The sequence below is a fragment of the Clostridium sp. 1001271B_151109_B4 genome, assembly GCF_015670405.1.
In the GTDB taxonomy this organism is placed as follows: domain Bacteria; phylum Bacillota; class Clostridia; order Clostridiales; family Clostridiaceae; genus Clostridium.
This window is the reverse complement of record NZ_JADPBQ010000007.1, coordinates 81766-104667: the sequence shown is the minus strand read 5'-3', so window position 1 is coordinate 104667 and position 22902 is coordinate 81766. Positions and strand designations below refer to the sequence as shown.

Annotated in this window: 19 protein-coding genes, 1 tRNA gene, 1 other RNA gene, 1 riboswitch and 1 other annotated feature; of the genes, 19 read left to right on the top strand and 2 right to left on the bottom strand. The window is 28.1% G+C overall.

Translation table 11 applies throughout. The features are described from left to right. The 6 genes from rpoD (at nt 1) to I4V63_RS06855 (ending at nt 5564) form a co-directional block, all read left to right on the top strand. A complete protein-coding gene (gene rpoD, locus I4V63_RS06880; protein ID WP_196000599.1) occupies nt 1-1131 on the top strand; it encodes an RNA polymerase sigma factor RpoD in 1131 nt (376 codons plus the stop codon). Between the two features lie 322 nt (nt 1132-1453). Then, nucleotides 1454-2146, top strand: coding sequence for a class I SAM-dependent methyltransferase (locus I4V63_RS06875; protein ID WP_196000554.1), 693 nt, complete (start codon nt 1454-1456; stop codon nt 2144-2146). Nucleotides 2147-2159: 13 nt separating this feature from the next. Then, the gene (locus tag I4V63_RS06870; protein ID WP_196000598.1) at nt 2160-2942 is read left to right on the top strand and encodes a Nif3-like dinuclear metal center hexameric protein; all 783 of its coding nucleotides are present in this window, start codon (nt 2160-2162) and stop codon (nt 2940-2942) included. Between the two features lie 141 nt (nt 2943-3083). After that, on the top strand, nt 3084-3749 hold the full coding sequence (locus I4V63_RS06865; RefSeq protein WP_196000553.1) for a M15 family metallopeptidase: 666 nt from the start codon (nt 3084-3086) through the stop codon (nt 3747-3749). A gap of 23 nt (nt 3750-3772) precedes the next feature. Further along, nucleotides 3773-4468, top strand: a complete 696-nt coding sequence (locus I4V63_RS06860) for a response regulator transcription factor (RefSeq protein ID WP_196000552.1) — start codon at nt 3773-3775, stop codon at nt 4466-4468. Next, nucleotides 4458-5564 (top strand): HAMP domain-containing sensor histidine kinase, encoded by a 1107-nt coding sequence (locus I4V63_RS06855; protein WP_196000551.1) that lies wholly within the window; start codon nt 4458-4460, stop codon nt 5562-5564. Before I4V63_RS06860 ends, I4V63_RS06855 begins: the two co-directional genes overlap by 11 nt. Before the next feature lie 38 nt (nt 5565-5602). On the opposite strand, the gene rnpB is transcribed toward I4V63_RS06855, so the two are convergent. Next, an RNA gene (gene rnpB, locus I4V63_RS06850) (RNase P RNA component class A) lies at nt 5603-5967 on the bottom strand. A 462-nt stretch (nt 5968-6429) separates the two neighbouring features. Here rnpB and I4V63_RS06845 point away from each other — a divergent pair. Then, the gene (locus I4V63_RS06845; protein ID WP_196000550.1) at nt 6430-7092 is read left to right on the top strand and encodes a VTT domain-containing protein; all 663 of its coding nucleotides are present in this window, start codon (nt 6430-6432) and stop codon (nt 7090-7092) included. Nucleotides 7093-7137: 45 nt separating this feature from the next. On the opposite strand, the gene I4V63_RS06840 is transcribed toward I4V63_RS06845, so the two are convergent. Next, nucleotides 7138-8688 (bottom strand): ClC family H(+)/Cl(-) exchange transporter, encoded by a 1551-nt coding sequence (locus tag I4V63_RS06840; protein WP_196000549.1) that lies wholly within the window; start codon nt 8686-8688, stop codon nt 7138-7140. A 225-nt stretch (nt 8689-8913) separates the two neighbouring features. Here I4V63_RS06840 and I4V63_RS06835 point away from each other — a divergent pair, with 225 nt between their 5' ends. From I4V63_RS06835 to leuA, 12 genes are all read left to right on the top strand, one after another. Beyond that, nucleotides 8914-10920, top strand: coding sequence for a molybdopterin-dependent oxidoreductase (locus I4V63_RS06835; RefSeq protein WP_196000548.1), 2007 nt, complete (start codon nt 8914-8916; stop codon nt 10918-10920). Between the two features lie 110 nt (nt 10921-11030). Beyond that, nucleotides 11031-11483, top strand: coding sequence for a GNAT family N-acetyltransferase (locus tag I4V63_RS06830; protein WP_196000547.1), 453 nt, complete (start codon nt 11031-11033; stop codon nt 11481-11483). Nucleotides 11484-11559: 76 nt separating this feature from the next. Further along, nucleotides 11560-12045, top strand: coding sequence for a thiol peroxidase (gene tpx / locus I4V63_RS06825; protein ID WP_196000546.1), 486 nt, complete (start codon nt 11560-11562; stop codon nt 12043-12045). A gap of 366 nt (nt 12046-12411) precedes the next feature. Then, nucleotides 12412-13521 carry a sn-glycerol-3-phosphate ABC transporter ATP-binding protein UgpC gene (ugpC, locus tag I4V63_RS06820; protein WP_196000545.1) on the top strand — a complete coding sequence of 370 codons (1110 nt, stop codon included), beginning with the start codon at nt 12412-12414 and terminating at the stop codon, nt 13519-13521. Between the two features lie 25 nt (nt 13522-13546). Then, nucleotides 13547-14488 (top strand): helix-turn-helix domain-containing protein, encoded by a 942-nt coding sequence (locus I4V63_RS15920; protein ID WP_196000544.1) that lies wholly within the window; start codon nt 13547-13549, stop codon nt 14486-14488. Nucleotides 14489-14684: 196 nt separating this feature from the next. Then, on the top strand, nt 14685-15620 hold the full coding sequence (locus I4V63_RS06810) for a helix-turn-helix domain-containing protein (RefSeq protein WP_243280469.1): 936 nt from the start codon (nt 14685-14687) through the stop codon (nt 15618-15620). 260 nt (nt 15621-15880) lie between these two features. Beyond that, nucleotides 15881-16897, top strand: a complete 1017-nt coding sequence (locus I4V63_RS06805) for a LacI family DNA-binding transcriptional regulator (protein ID WP_196000542.1) — start codon at nt 15881-15883, stop codon at nt 16895-16897. 68 nt (nt 16898-16965) lie between these two features. Further along, entirely contained in the window at nt 16966-18462 is a 1497-nt protein-coding gene (gene malQ, locus I4V63_RS06800) for a 4-alpha-glucanotransferase (RefSeq protein WP_196000541.1), read from the top strand. Nucleotides 18463-18578: 116 nt separating this feature from the next. Continuing rightward, on the top strand, nt 18579-19343 hold the full coding sequence (locus I4V63_RS06795; protein ID WP_196000540.1) for a potassium channel family protein: 765 nt from the start codon (nt 18579-18581) through the stop codon (nt 19341-19343). Nucleotides 19344-19409: 66 nt separating this feature from the next. Then, a tRNA-Leu gene (locus I4V63_RS06790) sits at nt 19410-19496 on the top strand. An 83-nt stretch (nt 19497-19579) separates the two neighbouring features. Next, nucleotides 19580-20539, top strand: a complete 960-nt coding sequence (locus tag I4V63_RS06785) for a D-2-hydroxyacid dehydrogenase (RefSeq protein WP_196000539.1) — start codon at nt 19580-19582, stop codon at nt 20537-20539. A gap of 59 nt (nt 20540-20598) precedes the next feature. Next, nucleotides 20599-20792 (top strand) — a binding site (T-box leader). An 81-nt stretch (nt 20793-20873) separates the two neighbouring features. After that, a complete protein-coding gene (gene leuA / locus I4V63_RS06780) occupies nt 20874-22544 on the top strand; it encodes a 2-isopropylmalate synthase (RefSeq protein ID WP_196000538.1) in 1671 nt (556 codons plus the stop codon). Nucleotides 22545-22678: 134 nt separating this feature from the next. After that, nucleotides 22679-22775: riboswitch (glycine riboswitch) on the top strand. Nucleotides 22776-22902 lie beyond the last annotated feature (127 nt).

Genomic DNA, 22902 nt, shown 5'->3' with positions numbered 1-22902 from the left:
ATAACGAAAGGAGGTAGTCAGCTAGTGGAAGAAAAAACAAAAGTAAATAAGAATAAGCCTAAGGATGGTCAAGATAGAAATAATAGAATGAGTATCGTAAAGAATTTACTTGACAAAGGTAAAAAGAATGGGGTACTAACATATCAAGAAATATTAGATGAGGTAGAAAATATAGATTTAAGTCCAGAACAAATTGAAAAAATTTATGAAGTTCTTGAATCAATGGGAATCGAAGTTCAAGGTGCAGCTAACGATGTTGACATTATTGAAGAGGAGATTGATTTATCAGTACCAGAAGGTATTGCAATTGATGACCCAGTAAGAATGTATTTAAAGGAAATAGGTAAAGTTCCGCTATTATCATCTGAAGAAGAAATGGAGCTTGCTAAGCAAATCGAAGAAGGAAGCCAGTATGCTAAAAAGAAACTTGCTGAAGCCAATCTAAGACTTGTTGTTAGTATAGCTAAAAGATATGTTGGTAGAGGAATGCTATTCTTAGACTTAATTCAAGAAGGAAACCTTGGATTAATTAAAGCTGTAGAAAAGTTTGACTTTAGAAAGGGATTTAAATTTTCAACTTATGCTACATGGTGGATAAGACAAGCGATTACTAGAGCCATAGCTGATCAAGCAAGAACAATAAGAATACCAGTTCATATGGTAGAGACTATTAATAAGTTAATAAGAGTTCAAAGACAATTATTACAAGAATTAGGTAGAGATCCATTCCCAGAGGAGATTTCTAAAGTTATGGATCTTCCAGTAGAAAAGGTAAGAGAAATACAAAAAATTGCTCAAGAACCAGTTTCACTTGAAACACCTATTGGTGAAGAAGAAGATTCTCACTTAGGAGACTTTATACCTGATGACGATGCACCTGCACCAGCTGAAGCAGCAGCATTTACTATGCTTAAAGAACAATTAATTAATGTTTTAGATACATTAACTCCTAGAGAAGAAAAGGTACTAAGATTAAGATTTGGATTAGATGATGGAAGAGCAAGAACTCTTGAAGAAGTTGGTAAAGAGTTTAATGTTACAAGAGAAAGAATTAGACAAATAGAAGCAAAAGCATTGAGAAAGCTTAGACACCCATCTAGAAGTAAGAAATTAAAAGATTACTTAGATTAGTGAATTAGCACCAAAATTGGTGCTAATTTTTGCATTAAGTAGATAAATTTAATTAAATAAAATTTCAAAAATGACATAACTTAATAAAGTGAAAATAAATAGAGTTATTAGATTCAGATTGAGTTTTAACTCAATCTGAATATTAGAATTGGTTATGCCCTAAAAGGCACTTAGTCTAGTGGTGTGTCTATTGTTATCTTCAAGTTGAAAAAGAGGCGGGAATGTTACAATGGATAGCCATTGATAAATAATAAACATGGATTTGAAAAATAATATAAAATATATAGCAAATGATTAAATAATATATATAGAGGTAGTTAAAATGGAAGTTAGTAATAGAATAGAATTTATAATCGACAATTTAGAAAATGTAGAAGTACTTGCGGATATAGGTACTGATCATGGATATGTTCCATTAATAGCGCTAGAAAGAGGAATATGCAATAAAGCTATTGCTTGTGATATTAATAAAGATCCGTTAGATAAAGCAAGATTAAATGCAATATTAGAAGGCGCTGGAGATGAACTAGAATTTAGATTAGGTGGAGGGTTTGAACCCCTAAAACTAAATGAAGCTAATGAAGTCGTAATAGCAGGAATGGGCGGTAATTTAATTAGAGATATATTAGAAGCCGATTTAGAAAAGGTTAAATCAGCAGAATATTTAATTTTGGTTCCAGCACAAAATCCAGAAGTATTAAGAGAATATTTATATAAAAATAATTATGAGATTATAAAGGAAGACTTATGCTTTGATGAAGGAATATATTATGAATTATTTAAAGTAAGAAGTGCAGAAGGGCAAACAACTGAACTAGATAGTATATATTATGAAGTAAGTCCAATATTATTAAGAAGTAAAAATCCATTAATGAAAGATTTCTTACAAAATAAAATAGATGAATATAATAAAATTTTAGGATTTATAACTGAAGCAACTGTAAGTGCAAATAACAGAAGAGAAGAAATAAAGGAAAAAATTAGTATTATAACTGGTATGTTAAATTATTTATAAGGTGATTTTTATGATAAAGGTAAATAATATTATTAAAGAAATGGAATCATTAGCACCAATATATTTAAAAGAAGATTTTGATAATGTTGGTTTAATGGTTGGTGATAGAGAAAAAGAAGTTAAAAAAGTGTTATTAGCATTAGATTGTACTTTAAAGGTAATTGAAGAAGCAAAGAATGAAAATGCTGATTTAATTATAACTCATCATCCTCTTATTTTTAGAAAACCTAGTAGTATTACAACTGATACTTTGCAAGGAAAGAAAATAATAGAACTTATAAAAAATGATATTTCTCTTTATTCAAGTCATACTAATTTAGATTCAGTAGAAAATGGATTAAATCATACAATAGTTTCTATATTAGGGTTTAATGATTCTACAATATTAGAAAAGAATATGAAAGATGATAATGCTGGATTAGGTAGATTAGTATCTTTAAATGAGGAAATAACTTTAGAAGAGTTAGTAAACAAAATTAAGGGTGCTTTAAATATATCTAATTTAAGAGTTGTTAAAGGAAATAATAAAGTTTCTAAAGTTGCAGTAATAAATGGTAGTGGGCAAGATTTTATTGGTAAAGCTGTTGCATTAGGAGCAGATTGTATTGTTACAGGAGATACAACATATCATTTTGCATCTGATTATAAGGAAATGGGAATAAGCATTTTAGATGTAGGGCATTTTGCATCTGAGCAAATAATTTTCTTTAACGTAATGGAAAGATTAAAGGAAAAGTTTAAAGATATTGAGATTGTTACTTCTAAGGTTGAAGAGGATCCATTTAGTTTTTATTAAAAATATAAGGTATAAGTTTTACTGAATAGTAAAAATTATACCTTTTTGCTTTAACTTAAGATTTTGTAAGGTTTTCTTAAATAGGATGTAAAGTATAGATTCTATAATGAAATTAAAGTTTTTGTTATAGGAGTGAAGAAAATGAAAAGAAAGAGTAATTTTAGAAGAAATATATTAATTGGTATAATATTAATTGTAGGAATATGGTATTTAAAAAATTATAGTGAAAATGAATTAATAAATACAAAAGAAGTTAATAGTAATTTTTCACAGATGATAGTAAGTAAAAATTATGAATTAGATGAAGAATATAAACCTAACAAGTTACAAAAACCAAATATAAGTTTTGCAGATGAATCTACCAAGGAGGAAAAGCTTGTAGATAAAGTTATTAAAGAGCCGTTAGAACAATTGGTAAAGGAAGCTAAAAGTGATGGAATAATATTATTGGGTAATTCAGGATATAGATCTTATAATACTCAAAAAAAACTTTATGATATGAGGGTGTTATCAGATGGTAAGGAAATGGCTGATAAATATGTTGCTAAAGCTGGATTTAGTGAACATCAAACAGGTTTAAGTATTGATATTACAAATGAAGAGAGATATTTTGTAAAAGGCACAAAAGAAGCAGAATGGTTGGCAAATAATTGTTATAAGTATGGATTTATTATTAGGTATCCAGAAGGAAAGGAATATATAACAGGTGTAGCATATGAACCATGGCATATAAGATATGTTGGGGAAGAAGCTGCTAAGTATATTAATGATAACAATTTAACGTTAGAAGAATATTTAGGGAAATAGAAGGAATAATTTATGGAGGAAAAATGAATAATAATATTTTAGTAGTAGATGATGAAAAGGAAATAAGAGAATTATTAAATATAAATCTTATAAATGAAGGATTTAACGTATTTAAGGCTAGTTCTGGCAAAGAAGCTTTAGAAATTATAAATAAGGAAGAAATTTGCTTAATGGTATTAGATGTTATGATGCCTGATATGGATGGGCTTGAGGTATGTAGGAGAGTTAGGGAAAAATGTAATGTACCAATTCTTATGTTAAGTGCCAAGAGTGAGGATATAGATAGGATACAAGGGATTTTGACAGGAGCAGATGATTATCTATGTAAACCATTTAATTCATTAGAGCTTATTGTTAGAATAAGGGCTTTGATTAGAAGAACTTATTTTTTGAATGTAGAATCAAAAAATATAGATCATAATATAATATGTGTTGAATCTATGATTATTGATAAAAATAGGCATATAGTTAAAGTTAATGAAGAAGAGGTAACTTTAACTGCAAGAGAGTTTGAAATAGTATACCTTTTGGCAACTAATAGAGGAAGAGTATTTAGTGCTGAAGAAATATTTGAAAAAGTTTGGAAGGAAAAGTATTTTCAATCAAACAATACTGTTATGGTTCATATGAGTAGGATAAGGGATAAATTAGAATCTCATACAAAAGGTGATAAAATAATTCATACAGTATGGGGAGTTGGATATAAAATTGAAAAATAATAGGTTGGTTATATATTATTTAAAAGAAATGTTAAAAATAATATTAGCTTTAATTCTTATGGTAATAACTTTTTTTATAATAAAAATGGGATTAGATTTTTGGTATAGATATTATAGTGGATACACAATAAATTTGCTATGGTATTATTGGAGACAAATAAAGGATACATTTTTTGGTGCTTTTGCTTTGGGAATAAGTGGATTTGTTTTGTTTTTTACATGGTATGTTATCTTGACATATAGAACTAAAAATGGATTAATTGAAATTATCAATGAAACAGAAATCATGGCAAAGGGTGATTTAGATAGAGTTATTAAACCTAAAGCTGATGGAGAAATTAGAGAATTGGCTGAAAATATTAATAAGATATCTAGGGTACTTAAAAATTTAACTATAGAGGAAAGAAGAGCACAAAAAACAAAAAATGATTTAATAACTAATGTTTCACATGATTTAAGAACGCCATTGACATCTATATTAGGATATTTGGAATTTATTGACTCTGATAAGTATAAGGATGAATTAGAATTAAGGTATTATGCCAATATTGCATATGAAAAATCTAAAAGTTTAAACTTACTTATAAATGATTTATTTGAACTTACAAAGATGCAAAATAATACTGTAGATATAAATAAGAGTAATATTAATTTAGTTGATTTATTAGGACAAATAATTGCATACTTTGAATATCAATTTAAAGTTGCTGAGATGAAGGTGAGAGTAAATTTTTCTAATGAAAAGTTAATTATAAATGCAGATGGTGAAAAGTTAGTCAGAGCTTTTGAAAACTTATTAACTAATGCAATTAAATATGCAAGTGATGGATATTTTGTAGATGTAATTATACAGAAAGAAGAAGATATGGCTGTTGTACAAATAATTAATTACGGAGATGCTATACCATCAGTTGATTTACCCTATATTTTTGATAGATTTTATAGAATTGAAAAATCAAGAAATAGTAATATAGCAGGGTCTGGGTTAGGATTAGCTATTACTAAAAATATTATAGAGCTACATGGTGGAAGCATAGAAGCATATAGTGATAATGATAAAACTATATTTGAAGTTAAATTGCCAATTGTAGAGTAATAAAGAAAAACACTAGGCTTAAACCTAGTGTTTTTCATGATGCGAGATAATCCGTAAGCGGAGTTCTGTATTAAGCAATCATCTATCTAGGCTTACTGTTACCAGTAAGCTCAAGCGACACACCACATGGCGGGACGGGCAATCCCATAATGCCATTACTCGGTCTTGCTCCAGGTGGGGTTTACATAGCCATGATGTCACCACCATGCTGGTGAGCTCTTACCTCGCCTTTCCACCCTTACCAGTCATATAAAATGAACTCAGTTAAAAAACTTCTGGCGGTATATCTCTGTTGCACTATCCTTCAAGTCGCCTTGACTGGCCGTTAACCAGCACCCTGCCCTATGGAGCTCCGACTTTCCTCTCCTAGCTTAAAGCTAGCAGCGATTGCATGTATTACTCGCAGGATTTATAATAACATAAATTTTTTAATAATACAAATTTTTTTTTAAACAAAAGATAAAATAATAAACAACATGATGATTATTATCCAACTATAGATACCAATTCCAGAAAAAAGTAATGTAATTCCAATAAGTATTAAAATACATATTCGAGCTTTAGGATTTGGACAATTCGGTTGTTTAGGTTTTGAAGAAGGTGTTTTAATAGCACAAATTATATCATTAACAGTTTCTCTGACTACTTTGCCCCAATCAGTTTTCTTTGACAATTATTTCAACTCCAGAAATTTATATTACTATAATATATGCATTTTTATTGTTACAATAACAAAAATTTTTGTTAATACTTTATTACGTTAATAGAAATTTAATAGTAAATTAATATGAAATTATGAAAAGTTATTTTATAATAAATAAAAGATAAGAAAATTAGTTGGTATATGAGGAGTGAATCATAAAAAGTGAATAAAAAGAAAAAAGTGTATATGGCTATTTTTATTATTATAGCAATTACATTGGGAATTATAGGAATTAAAACTTTAGTTAATAATTTAAATATAGATTTTAGTGTGGATTCTTTAAGACTAATGATTGATTCAATGAAATATTCTGAGCTTATGTTCATAATGCTATGGTGTATCAGATTAATTAGTCTTATTCCAGGTGTTACATTAATGGTATTAGGAGGACTGATATTTGAACCCGAAAAAGCAGTTATATTATCATTAGTAGGTGTTTTAATAAGCGGTATAATAGTTTTTGCGGTTGCAAGAATTAGTGTATTTAAGGGGTTAAGAGAAAAGATAAATGAAAAGCATCCACAAATAATAGAACTTATTGATTTATATAATTATAAGATACTTGCAGTAGGTGTTTTATGTCCTGTAGCACCTACAGATGTATTAGTCTTTGTATCATCATATATGGGAATTAGTCTTAAGAAGTTTAGTTTAATATTTACACTTGCAAATATGCCTGCTATATTTTTATATAGCTATTTAGGAGAAAGTTTTGATGGATCTATTTTTAATACTATAATGATAGTTATTACTTTAATAATAACAGGAGCTTTTTCAATAAAACTATGGAATGAAATGAAATATAGATTAATAAAAGATAAATAATATAAAAAGCAAATTAATCTTTGTAAGGTTAATTTGCCTTTTTCTCTATTCTATAGTTGTTAGAGAATCCATTAATTCTCGAACTTTCCATTCATTCTTTAAATCAGTCATAGTAAGAAGGGTATCACCAGCTTTAATAAGAGTATTTCCTTTTGGAACAATAGAAATTTCATCACGCTTAATTGAAACAATAAGCGTATTCTCAGGTAGCTTAAGATTATTTAAGTATGTTTTTTCTATTTTTGAACCAAAATGAACTACGTTAGTAATAATGATTTTTTTAGTGCTTTCACTATGATATTCATTAATATTATTTTTAAGTAAAAGTCCTTTAAGTAATGAATCATATATAGGAGTGCTTTTTAATAAGTCTGCAACTATATATGAAATTATAGATACTACAGAAAGTGATAATAAATGAGTAAATGACCCAGTCATTTCTGTAATAAGAATTATTCCTGTAATAGGAGCTCTAACTATTGCAGTAAAGTAACCAGCCATAGAAATTATAATAAAATTATTAAATAGTGCAGGACTTATTCCAAGATAGTTAATTGAAATATATCCAAATACTGCACCAAAGGTTCCTCCAATAATTAGAAGTGGAAAGAAAATGCCACCAGGAGCACCAGAACCAAAAGATATAATAGAAAATAAAAATTTTGCTATAAGCATTAATAAAAGCAAACTTAAAGTTGTTGTTAAAGATAGTTCTTCGACTATTGCATGCCCACCACATAAAACTAAAGGGAATAATAAACCTAAAATTCCTGCAAGTAAAAAAGGTATCATTAATTTCATTGAAGTAGAGCATTTTAATTTACTATATAAATCTTGTGTTTTTAAGGTCAACCAGTTATAAAAGACACCAAAAAGCCCTAAGCAAATTCCTAAAATTATCAATATCCAATAGTTGTTTAAAGGAATAGCTTGGGATGTGGAAAAATTAAATATTGGATCTAAGCCGAAAAATTGCTTTGAAATAAAATCAGCAGCTACTGCAGAAGTAATTGTTGATATTAATACAAGTGGTGAAAAGTATTTGTAAATTTCCTCAAGAGAAAATAATACACCTGATAATGGGGCATTGAATGCTGCAGCTAATCCAGCAGTTGCACCACTACTTATAAGAAGTCTTCTTTCAAGTCTTGTACTTTTGAATTTTTTGCTTACTATATCACCTACGCTGGACCCAAGTTGTACAGAAGGACCTTCTCTACCAAGGGATAAGCCAGAAACAATACAAAGTGTGCCTCCAATAAATTTGTTAATTATAATTGAGAGAGGTCTGTTTTTAATATATCCTCCCATTACACCTTTAACTTGTGGAATACCACTTCCGCTTATATAAGGTTCCTTATCGATTAGCTTTCCTATAAAAAAAGCTAATAGTATTAAGATAATGAACCATATTGGTATAAGATATTTTTTGTCTTTAATAAATGAATAAATAAAAAATGAAAAATCTTCTGCATAGGATAGTGCGAATCTATATAATACAACTACAAAGGTAGTAATAACGCCAACGAGAAGACCTTTAAGAACGAGTTTAGAATGATCTTCTCTATCGTTAGTGATTATATCAAAGTTTTTCATTTATCATCACCTCCAGTTAAATTGATATAATATTAGTATAGCATTGGTAAATGTTTTCGTAAAAATAAAATAAGATAAGCATAGGAAAAATCATTAGGAAAGTATTTACTTCCATTTAAATAAGTTTTTTAGTGAGATAAAAAAGGTTATAATATAAATCAATATAGCATACTTAGAGTCTTTTAAAGAGAGGTTATTAATTAAAGATAATTATGGGGGAAGTAAATGATAAAATTAAGCCATGGATGTACATTAGATTGTGCTGATTGTTGTAAATTTAATGTGTATATAGATAAGAATGAAGTTATAAAAATAGAAGGTGATAAAGAGCATCCTTATACTAAGGGATTTATATGCAAAAAAGGTTTAGCTCATTTAAAAAGAGTAAATCATGAGAAAAGATTATATAATCCGTTATTGAAAGTAAATGGAGAGTGGAAAGAAGTATCTTTTAATGAAGCTATAGATATTATGGCAAAAAGATTAAAAGAATATAAAAATGAATTTGGAAGTAAATCTATTTTATATTATGAGCAATATGGAAATGGTTCATTATTAAAAAGTATAGGTGAAAAATTCTTTAATTTTTATGGTGGTGTTAGCTTAGCAAAGGGGGGACCTTGTTGGAGTGCAGGAATTGCTGCTCAAAAGTTGGATTTTGGAGATTCTAAAAGTCATTCATTAGAAGATATGATGAATAGTAATAGTATTTTGGTATGGGGTAAAAATCCTGCTAATACAACAATACATACTATGCAAATGATAAGAAAAGCTAAAGCGAATGGAAGTAAAATAATAGTTATAGATCCAATAGAAACTGCAACTGCAACCTTAAGTGATAAATATATTAGAATTAAGCCGAATGGAGATTTAGCCCTAGCATTAGCAATGGGAAAGGTAATAATTGAAAATGAATTTTTTGATGAAGAGTATATAAAGTCATATGTTAATGGATTTGAAGAATATAAAGAATATGTTTTATCTTTAAATATTGAAGAGTTAAGTCTTGAATGTGGAGTAGAAATTAATGAAATTAATGAATTAGTAAGATTATATTGTGAAAAGTATTCTACTATTTTATTAGGGTTTGGAATGCAGAAATATAAAAATGGAGGAATTACTATTATGGCTATAGATGCTTTAGGTGCTATAACAGGACAAATAGGATTTAGTGGTGGGGGAGTAAATTATGCAAATAAAGTTTATCCTAAAATATTAAATAGTGATCCTTATAATAGTGGAAAGATAGCTTCTAATAGATATTTTTATACTAGTGAGATTAGTGAGTTTATAGAAAAGTGTTCTTTAGGTAAAACTTATTATAAAGATAATATATTTATTGGTAATAAAGATGAAAGTGATTATGATTTAAATATTCCTGTAAAAATGGCCGTAATAACTAAAAGCAATTTAGTAAATCAGCTTCCGAATGTAAATAAATTAAAAAAATCATTATCGAAAATAGATTTTAAGGTGTGTTTTGATATGTTTATGACTGATACTGCAAAGGTATGTGATTTGATTATACCAACCAGTAGTCAACTTGAAAGTGAAGATTTATTATTTAGTTCAATGATGAATCCTTATTTAATATACAATGAGAAATTAATAGAACCTAGAGAAAAGTTAATGGATGAATATTATTTCTTCATGGAATTAGCAAAGGCAATGGGCTTAAATGATTATCCATATGTAGAAAAGATAGATTATCTTAAAAAAGTAATAGAGCCATTAAAAGATATAAATAGCAATATAAACTTGGAATTTATAAAAAATAACTATCTTACTTTACATAAAAATATTGCTTGGGAAGATAAAAAGTTTATGACTAAAAGTAGAAAATTTGAAATTATAAGAATTAGTGACTTTAATAAAAAGGTTAACTGTAATGAAAATAAAGGAAAGATAAGATTATTGACTAACCATGGAAGAGATAGTCTATCAAGTCAGCATTTCTTGGACGAAGATGGAATAGCTATTGCATATATTAATGAGAATATATCAAAAAACTTAAATATAGATAGTAATGAAATAGTATATTTAAAGTCAGATAATGGACAAATAAAGGTAAGGATAAATATAGATAGTTCTATAAGTGATAATGTTGTAATGATGTTTGTTGGTTGGTGGGGAAAGCATGGAAATCCTAATGTTTTAACTAATAGTGGTATTTCAGATATTGGTGGACAAATTACTTATAATGAAACTTTTGTGGATATAATTAAAATATAATGATTAATTTATGAGTCAGCATTTTATGCTGGCTTTTTCTTTTAAGTGAAATTTTCAATTTATAATTGTTCTAAATTAATGGAATTAATAAAAGTTATTCTGCAATTAAGATGAAGTTAACTGATAAAACTATCAGAGAGAAAACATTAAATTTAGAAGTATTAACAAAAGAAAATTCAAAAAGGTATCAAGAGGTATATAATGATTCATTTAGTGATATGCCTCATGGCACTTGGTTAGATAATGAAGGACTTAATGAATATTTAAATAACGAAAATGATAATAAATATTATTTTGTGGTTAAAGATAATAACAAAATAATTGGATTTATGAATGCGGAAATTGAAAATAATGAAGGTGTTTTTGATATAGGTTTACTTAAAAGATATAGAAGTAAAGGATTTGGGAAAAATCTTTTAGAAACTGCTATAAAATTTCTAGTTGATAAAAATGTTGATAAAATAGGACTAATAGTAATTGAGAAAAATAAGGTAGCTTATGAACTATATAAAAAGAAAGGGTTTATGAAAGAAAATACCATAAGTGAGTGGATAGAACTATAAATATAATAAAATTACATCCTATTGGGGAATTATATTAATGTAGCAAGTATTAATAAGTTTAAGGGAGGTATAATTTATGCAAATAACATTTAATGGTGATCCTATTACACTTGTTGGAAATATGCTTAAAGTAGGAGATGATGCACCAGATTTCTTAGTGGTAGATAATACTTTAAAGGATGTAAAATTAAGTGATACGAATGGAAAGAGAATATTTGTAACTGTACCATCAATAGATACTTCTGTATGTGATATGGAGGTAAGAAAGTTTAATGAAGAGGCTTCAAAGTTAAATGATGTTACAGTGTATGTAGTATCAATGGATTTACCATTTGCACAAGTAAGATGGTGTGGAAATGCTGGAGTTGATAGAGTAAAAACAGTATCAGATTTTAAGCAAAAAAGCTTTGGTAAGCAATATGGAACATTGATACAAGAATTTGGATTTTTAACTAGGGCTATATTTGTAGTGGATGAAAATAATAAAATTACATATGTTGAATATTGTAATGACGTAATAAATGAACCAAATTATGAAAAGGTATTAGATGCCGTAAAATAATTATTATAAAAGGAGATTTTATTATGAGTATAAAAGAATGAATTGAAGAAATGAAAATTCATTATGAAGACAGAAAAGAAGAAAAAGAATTTGCTCATGAATTAAAAAAGCAAATGGAGAGGGAGAATAAATAATATAAATTGTTATAAAGGCATATAGAAAGTTATTTTCTATATGCCTTTTAGTTTATTATATAATATAGAAAAAGTAAAAATATCATTTTAATAATAGTTTTAGAAAAATATACAAAATAAAGGCAACATATTTGTAAATATTGAATATGGATGAAAATAGTTACAAGTTGTACAATAAATATATCAAGTGAAGTTAATAAATTTAGAAGTTAATTTATGGGAGGAATAAAGAATGGCAAATTTATCATTACAACATATTTACAAAATATATCCAGGAGACGTAACAGCGGTTAAAGATTTTAATTTAGAAATAGAAGATAAAGAATTTATAGTATTTGTTGGGCCATCAGGATGTGGTAAGTCAACAACTTTAAGAATGATTGCAGGTCTTGAAGATATCTCTAAAGGAGAATTATATATTGGGGACAGGCTAGTTAATGATGTCGAACCTAAGGAAAGAGATATAGCTATGGTTTTCCAAAACTATGCATTATATCCACATATGACAGTATTCGATAATATGGCATTTGCATTAAAGTTAAGAAAAGTTCCTAAAGCTGAAATAGAACAAAAGGTAACTGAAGCAGCTAAAATATTAGATATTGAACATTTATTAAAGAGAAAGCCAAAGGCTTTATCAGGAGGTCAAAGACAAAGAGTTGCGTTAGGAAGAGCTATTGTAAGACATCCTAAAGTATTCTTAATGGATGAACCTTTATCAAACTTAGATGCTAAATTAAGAGTTCAAATGAGAACAGAAATAACTAAGTTATATAGAAAGTTACAAACTACATTTATATATGTAACACATGACCAAGTAGAAGCTATGACAATGGGAACTAGAATTGTTGTAATGAAAGATGGAGTTATTCAACAAGTTGATTCTCCAATAAATATTTACAATAATCCAGCAAATCTTTTTGTAGCAGGATTTATAGGAAGTCCTCAAATGAACTTCTTAGAAGGTAAAGTAGAAAAGAATGGAAATGATGTTTTTGCTGTATTTGGTGAAAATAAAATAACATTACCAGCTGAAAAGGCTGAAACATTAATTAAATCTGGATATGTTGGTAAGTCAGTAACATTTGGTATTAGACCAGAGCATTTAAGTGACAATGCAGAGTTAATTGCAGCTAATCCAGGAAGTATTGTAAAAGGTCATGTAGAAGTTATCGAACTTATGGGTTCAGAAAGTTACATCTACACTAAATGTGGAAATAGCCCAATGAACATTAAAATTGAAGGTAGTACAGAATTAAAGATTGGTGAAGTAGCAAATCTTTACTTAAAGGCAGAAAAATTGCATGTATTTGATAAAGAAACAGAATTAAGAATTGTATAATAATTAATTCGTTGGAGGAGATATTGTGAAGTGTATTGAGAAACTGGTAAATGAAGTATATAACAGTTGTAAAATACCTTTCCAATTAATAATGCAAGATGTAGGAGAATATTCTACACCGCAATTTGAAATTGCTCAAAATGAAGTTAATAAAACATTTGTTAATAATAACACTGAGTGCTGCATCAAGATAAATGCAGCATTTAGTGTTACAATTGATTTATTACAACTTTATGTAGAGGAAAAGTTAAATAAAGTATTTTTAAATAAAAAGAGCATTATTTCAGCATTGTTAGATGGTAGGGAAATTGAAGAAGAGGTAATTAAAGCTAGTTGGCCAGTGCTAACAAAGGATTTTGATTTAATTAACATATATATTGATAATTATAAGGATGAAATAATATCCTATCTTAAACAAGGATATTCTTGTAGTGAAGTGGATATTATCGATTATAAGGGGCAAATCCTTATGCTTGGAAAGTTTGAAGATATGCTAGAGCACGCTAAAAGTATTAAGGATACTATAGAAAGTGTAATTATTTGTAAGTGTTATATTAGTTATTGCTATGTTGAAAACTATTTAGCATTAAAAAAACATTATGATGATACAAGATATAAAATTGATTTAGCATTTAAATATAATATTATTGATTGCATATTTGATGCGAACAAGCTTATTTTAGAAGAAATAATAGATTCAGTTTCTGAAGAAATGAAAAAAGGTGTATATGATAGATTTGAAACAGGAATATCAAAATTAGATAATGAAATGATAAGAACTATGGAAGTTTTCTTTAAATGTGGATTAAATTTAAGTGAAGCCGCAAAAGAATTATATATTCATAGAAATACATTGATTTATAGATTAGATAAGATTCAAAAATATACAAACTATGATATAAGAAATTTTAATGATGCTGTACTGTTAAAAATTATTTTCTTTATTTGGAAAGAAAAAAAATCTTGAGAATATTTTGAAAATGGTATATAATAACATTGAAAACGATACCGAGGAACTATGAGTTTAAGGGTGATTAGAATCTCCTAATATTTCTACCAAGATATTTATTTTAATTGGTAGAAATATTCCTTAAGCTAAGTGAAAATGACTTATCAAAACACTATTAGTATATAAGGTATTAGGAGGAGATAGTTTGAGAAACATGGCTGCCTTAGTTAATGAAATATATAACAATTCACAAATACCGTTTCAATTAAATATCGATGGAGTTGGTAAATATACTACACCTAAGTTTAAATGTGCAAATAATACTGTAGAAAGAGCGATTAAATATAAAGGAGTAGATTATAAGGTTATGGTAAATAATCAACATAACCTAGCAATTAATTTATTAATGTTTTGTTTAGAAAGTGCCCTTAAAAACATAGTTATTGAAAAAGAAAATTTAATTTCTATATTATTAGATGATAATGAGGTGGAAAAATCAATAATATTGGATACATGGCCACGATTAAATGGAAAATTTCAATTAATGAATATATTTATTGAGGGAGATACTACTCATATATTAGAATGCATTAAGAAAGTATATAGAGATGTTGAAGTAGAGGTAATTCCGTATAATGGAAATGTAATAGTAACAGGGGATTTGCAAGAAACTATTAGTCATGCACGAAGTATAAAAGAAATTATAAATACTGAATTAAATAAAAAGTGCTATATAAGTTATTGTGAAGTAGAGAATTATAAAAAGATAAGACAAGCATATATTGAAAATCTTAAAAAAATCCAAGTAGCATTAAAATATGAAGTTAATGGAGATATTTTTGATGATAATAAATTGATCTTAGAAGTAATAGTTGATTCAATTTCAGATGAGATGAAAATTAAAATGTATGAAAAATTTGCTTCTAAAATAGCAAACTTAGATGAAGAAATGATAAGAACAATAGAAATATATTTTAAGTGTGGCTTAAACACTAGTAAAGCGGCTAAAGAATTGTTTATCCATAGAAATACATTGCTATATAGATTAGATAAGATACAGAAAATTACTTCCTATGATATAAGGGAATTTAATAATGCAATGTTGGTAAGAATAATGTTTTTTTATTTAGGAATAAAAAAACAATTTTGATATTGAAAATATTAAAATTATAAGATACAATTATATTTGGAAACGGTACCGAATGGATGGTATTTAAAACAAGTATATTTAGTGTAAGTATTATTTAATCAAGTATAGACATAGGTGACTCATTAGTGTAAGATTTACTAAGATTAGTGAAGCACTCCAATATAAAAATATTTTTGGTGTGGTCCACGTCAGATTTTTTTTTGATTTAATAGGTAACGATACCATAAATATTTAAAAATATTTTTTGAGGAGGTATATTGATGAATATAAGAGATATCGCAAGAATATCAGGGGTCGGAGTTAGCACTGTGTCCCGTGTTTTAAATAATCATCCTGATGTAAAAGAAAGTACTCGTGAAAAAGTTTTAGCGGTTATTAGAGAAAGCAATTATGTACCCAATAATAGTGCTAGAATATTAAAACAAAATAGTACTAAAAACATAGGAGTTTTAGTAAAAGGGGTTTTTAATCCATTTTTCTCTGAGCTTATTAATGTTATTGGAAGCAAAATTAACGAAAAGAATTATACAATGATTTTACAACAAAATGATTATGTGTTAGAGCAGGAAGTAGAAAATATAATTTCATTTGTAAAAGAAAAGAGATTACAAGGAATAATCTGTCTTGGAGGTAACTTTATTGATTTAGATGAAGATAGTTTTAGGAACATTGATGTTCCAGTAGTCTTAACTTCAGTTAATACTGTATCTCCTTTAGGTAGAGATAAATATTCTACTGTAGGGATAGATAATCTTCAAGCCTCATATTCTGCTACGGAGTATCTTATAAAAAAAGGCCATAAAAACATAGCATTAATGATAGGTGAAGAAAATGACTTTTGTGTTAGTTGGTGGAGATATAAGGGATATATAAAGGCTTTAAGGGAATATAATATTGAAGTAAATGATGATAATTTACTTATTGGAGATTATGACACTAAGAGGGCTTACGAAGAAACATTAAAGTTTTTAGAGCGTAGAAAAGATATTACTGCAATTTTTGCAATTTCAGACTTTATGGCTGTAGGAGCAGCTAGGGCTGTTGTAGATAGTGGGTTGGTTGTAGGCAAAGATGTATCTATTTTAGGATTTGATGGTATGGATATTAGTTGTTATTACAATCCAGGAATTTCTACTATAAAGCAACCTAAAAAAGAAATGGCAGAGAAGAGTGTAGAGATATTATTTGAGCTTTTAATGGGTAAAGGAGAAAATAAACATATTTTATTAGATACAGAGCTTTTGGAGAGAGAGTCAAGTTCTAGTTTTAATAAATAATAAGATATTTATTAATGTAAATATAATATAATCAATTAAAATTATCGTGATAAAAGGAGCAGAATTATATGGAAAGAAGTGCAGGGGTTATAATGCATATAGCATCTTTACCAGGAAAGTTTGGAATAGGGACTTTTGGTAAGGAGGCATATGAATATGTTGAATTTTTATTTAAATCAGGGTTAAAATACTGGCAAATATTGCCTTTAGGACAGACGGGATATGGAGATTCTCCTTATCAATCATTTTCAGCATTTGCGGGAAACCCATATTTCATAGACTTTGATATTTTAAATAAAGAGGGAATTCTTAATGAAGAAGATTATGTAAATGAAAATTATGGAGATAACGAAGAGTATATTGATTATGGTCGTTTATATGAAGTTAAATATATAGTATTAAAAAGAGCTTATGAAAATTTTAAAAGGTTAAATAATATAGATTTAAAAGATAAATTTGAAAAATTTATAAAAGAAAATAATTCATGGTTAGATGATTATTCACTTTATATGGCGGTTAAAGGTAGATTTGGACTAGTTAGCTGGCAAGAGTGGGATGAAGATATTAAGAAGAGAGAACCAGAAGCAATTAATAGATATAGAGAAGAGTTGTCTGATGAAATAGGATTTTGGTCTTTTATTCAATTCTTATTCTTTAGACAATGGAATGAATTAAAGAGTTATGCTAATGAAAAAGGAATAAATATTATAGGTGATATTCCTATATATGTAGCTGAAGATAGTGCTGATGTATGGAGTAATCCAGAAGCATATTTAATATATGAAGATACGTTAAAGCCAATATCAGTAGCTGGATGTCCACCAGATGCTTTTTCAGAAACAGGACAATTATGGGGAAATCCTCTTTATGATTGGAACTATATGGAGAAGACAGGCTATAAGTGGTGGATTAAAAGAGTAGAGGAAAGTTTAAAGATTTATGATGTAGTTAGAATTGATCATTTTAGAGGTTTTGAGAGCTATTGGGAAATTCCTTATGGAGAAGATACAGCTATTAATGGTAAGTGGGTAAAAGGACCTGGAATTAAGTTATTTAAGGCAATTAAAGAAACATTAGGAGAAATAAATGTTATTGCAGAAGATTTAGGGTATTTAACAGATGAAGTTATTGATTTCTTACAAGAAACAGGATTCCCAGGAATGAAGGTATTACAATTTGCTTTTGATGCAAGAGAAGAAAGTAATTATTTACCTCATACTTATACAAGAAATTGTATAGCATATACAGGAACTCATGATAATGATACTTTTAGAGGTTGGTTTGAATTAACAGGAAGTAAGAGTGATGTTGAATATTGTAAAGAATATTTAGCGTTATCAGAAGAAGAGGGATATAATTGGGGCTTTATAAGAGGTGCTTGGGGTAGTGTTGCAAATGTTTCAGTAGCATTAATGCAAGATTTCTTAAACCTTGGAAATGAGACAAGGGTTAACTTTCCATCAACCTTAGGTAATAACTGGAAATGGAGAGCTAAAGAAGGAAGTTATACTACTGAATTAGCGGATAAAATTTACAAGTATACAAAAATGTATGGAAGATGTTAATTGTAATAAAGGACTATTGCGTAAGTGCAATAGTCCTTTGCTGTTATATTCATCATATATCAGTTAGATATAACATAAATATAAATATATAAATTTGTATTTTATGAGGCAATAGTATGAATAAGAAAAGTGTTTATGATTTTTTTATAGGATTGCTTGCGCTTATGTTAACGTTAATGTTCATTATAGAAATTTTTATTAATATACCAAAGGAGGTAAGTTGGACATTTTATTATATTGATAATATAGTTAGATTAGTTTTTATAGGTGATTACGTTACAAGACTTGCAATAAGTAAAGAAAAAAGGAAATTTATAAAAGACAATTTAATAGATTTGATTTCGATATTTTCCATAAGATTTTATGTTAGAATTTTAAGTTTTACTATTATTCCTTCTAAAATTAATCATTCATATTGCATAAAGGCTATTAAATGTATCATGTTAATTATATGTGCAATGAAATTTAAAGTAAGGGTTAAAGATGAAATTAGAAAAAGTAGGTTGAATTTTTTATTAGTTGTTTCTACTATTTTTATAGTAATAGGAGCTGTATTAATTTCTATAGTTGAAGGGATGTCAATAGGAGATGCCTTATGGTGGAGTTTCGTAACATTTACCACAGTTGGATATGGTGATATTTTACTAAAAACTCAATTAGGTAAAGCAATTGCAGTTTTATTAATGATTATAGGTATAGGAGTTATAGGGGTCATAACAACAAGTATTACGTTATATATAATAAATGGTGGTAAAAAGATGGAAAAAACATATGAAGAAAAGGTTATTGAGGATATAAAGAGTATGCTTGATAATTTTGATGATTTAAGTAAAGAGGATTTAGACAACATTGTAAAGATATTAAAAGCTTTAAAGAAATAAATGGAAAATAGGCTTGAAATTAATGTATTATTAACATAAAATTATATTATAGCTTTTAAATTTTGCGCAGGTGTGCTGGAATAGGCAGACAGGATAGATTGAGGGTCTATTGAGGGACTCCTCGTGTGGGTTCAAGTCCCACCATCTGCACCAACAATAGAACTACATCAAAGAGATATGTGAGTAGATTTTTGATGTAGTTCTTTTTTTATAGAAATTTTTAGGAGGATTTGTAAATGAAAAAAATAGTAATACTTGATGGTAAAACTTTAGGTGATATTAGTATAGAAAAGCTTAAAGAAATTGGAGAAGTTAAATATTATGAAGCTACAGATGAAAGTGAAGTAAGTGAAAGAATAAAGGATGCTAATATAATATTAACTAATAAAGTAGTATTAAATAAAAATAATATGAAATATGCAAAAAAACTTGAATTCATAGCAGAAACAGCTACTGGGTTTAATAACATAGATATAAATTATGCAAAAGAACATAAAATAGGGGTAGCTAACGTAGCTGGATATTCAACTAATGCTGTAGTTCAACATACATTTGCTAGTGCATTAGCACTATTAGATCAAGTAGTATATTATGATAGGTATGTTAAGAGTGGTGAATATTCAAAATCAAGGTCTTTTACATGTTTAAATAAACCTTATTATGAAATTGAAAATAAAGTATGGGGAATTATAGGACTTGGAGCAATAGGAAGTAAGGTAGGAAAGATAGCTGAAGCTTTTGGTGCAGAGGTAATATATTATTCTACTTCTGGTAAAAACTCTTCAAGTGAATTTAAAAAGGTATCTTTTGAAGAGTTATTAGAGAAAAGTGATATTATTTCTATACACGCTCCATTAAATGAAAATACAAAGGGGTTAATTAATTATGAAGCATTATCTAAGATGAAGGGTAGTTCAATATTAATAAACATGGGGAGAGGATCTATTATTGTAGAAAAAGACTTAGCTAGGGCTATTGAAGAAGATGAAATAAGAGGGGCTGCGCTAGATGTATATGAAATGGAACCAGTTAGTGAGGATAATGTGTTATTATCAATAAAAAATAAAGATAAGCTTCTTTTATCACCACATATTGCATGGGCAAGTATAGAAGCTCGTGAAAGATTATTTAATGAAATTATAGAAAATATTAAAGCATTTTATAATGGCGAGGAGAGAAATAGAGTTGATAAATAAAAGTATTATGTTTATTGACAAAAATAATACAATATAGTAATATTATAGAAAAATAAATAAATATTGCTAAGAATGAGAGTAGTAAAAAATCCATGATTTTTCAGAGAGTAGACGGTTGCTGTGAGTCTGCAAATTATATTTTTGAACTCGCTCATGAGCTATAAGGGTGAACTTTTAGTAGTCCTTATCGGATGATACCGTTATTTAAATTAAGTATAAATTTTGGATGGTACCGCGTAAATACGCTCCAATGGAGGGGGATATTACGCGGTTTTTATTTATTACAAAATATGTTACTAATTTATTTTATTTATATATAAGGGGGCATTTATACATGTTAAATTACAGTAAGTATAGGAGATTTGAAACAATCAATTTGAAGGAAAGAACATGGCCAAATAATGTTATTGAAAAAGCACCAATTTGGTGTAGTGTTGATTTAAGGGATGGGAACCAAGCTCTTATAAATCCAATGAATATAGATGAAAAAGTAGAATTCTTTAATATGTTAGTTAAATTGGGGTTTAAAGAAATTGAAGTTGGTTTTCCTTCATCATCTCAAATTGAATTTGATTTTTTAAGAAGGCTAGTAGAGGATAATTGTATTCCAGATGATGTAGTAGTACAAGTATTAACTCAGGCAAGGCCACATTTAATAGAAAGGACTTTTGAAGCTTTACAAGGGGTAAAACAAGCTATAGTTCATATATATAATTCAACTTCAGTTTTACAAAGAGATGTAGTATTCAATATGAGTAAAGAAGAAATAAAGAATATTGCCGTTGAAGGCACAAGTCTTGTAAAAAAATATGCTTCAGATTTAGAAGGTAAGATATTTTTAGAGTATTCACCTGAAAGTTTTACTGGAACAGAAGTAGAATATGCATTAGAAGTTTGTGATGCAGTTGCTGATGCTTGGGGAGCATCAAGTAAAAATAAGATTATTATAAATTTACCATCAACAGTACAAATGGATACACCAAATGTATTTGCTGATCAAATTGAATATATGTGCCAAAATTTTAAGAATAGAGATAGAATTATTGTTAGTGTCCATCCGCATAATGATAGAGGTACAGGAGTTGCTGATGCTGAATTGGCGTTATTAGCAGGAGCTGATAGAATTGAAGGAACATTATTTGGTAATGGAGAAAGAACAGGTAATGTAGATATATTAACTGTTGCATATAATATGTTTTCACATGGGGTTAATCCAATGCTAAATCTTGAAAATATAAACGATATAATTGAAGTTTATGAAAGATGTGTGAAAATACCAGTACCAGTTAGGCATCCTTATGCAGGTAATTTAGTATTTACTGCGTTTTCAGGTTCACATCAAGATGCAATAAATAAAGGTATGAAGAAGTATGAGGAAAGAGGTTCAAAAATATGGGAAGTACCATATTTGCCTGTTGATCCAAGTGATCTTGGAAGAGAATATGAGCCTTTAGTTAGAATAAATAGTCAATCTGGTAAAGGCGGAGTTGCATTTGTGATGGATCATTGTTTTGGATTTAAATTACCTAAGTCAATGCAACAAGAATTTGCTGAAGTAGTACAAAAAATTTCTGAGAAAAAAGGTGAAGTTCAGCCAAATGAAATTATGGAAGCATTTAAAGAGCAGTATTTATCCTTAGAAGAACCTTTTAAATTAATAAGTATTTCTATATCAGATATTAATAGTGATACAGAGAAAACAACACAAGTAAATGCTGTTATTAATTATAAAGGGGAAAAGCGTGAAATAGAAGGGGTAGGTAATGGACCAATGGATTCATTGGGTAAAGCATTATCTAATAGTAAATTAATAGATGTTAGTATAATTGACTATAAAGAGCATGCATTAAGTACTGGATCTGAAGCAGAAGCAGCAGCATATGTTTATATGAATAGAAATGATATTAATAAAAAGACATTTGGTGTTGGAGTTGATAGTAATATTACGAGAGCTTCAATAAAATCTATAATAAGTGCTTTAAATAGATTGTATGGAAGTAAATAATAATTTCCATATTGATTAATTTGAAATTTATGTATATAATAAACTTTATAACTTAATATGTTCGGATGAAGGTAATGGGAGAGCGATTTAGATCCACCGAAGAAGTAAATCTTTCAGGTATTAGGACCGTTACTGGACGAGCCTCTGGAGAGACTCATAAGAGCACCGAAGGAGCAAGGTTTAATTTAAAATTAAACTGAAACTCTCAGGTAAAAGGACAGGGGATTAAGATTAGTTAAAAGTTAAAAGTTAAAAGTTAATAGTTAAGGTTTAAACTCATTATAGAGTTTATTGGTTTTATCTTATGGCTAGTAATTGTTTGTAATACTCCAACCTATTTTTAGGTTGGAGATAACGA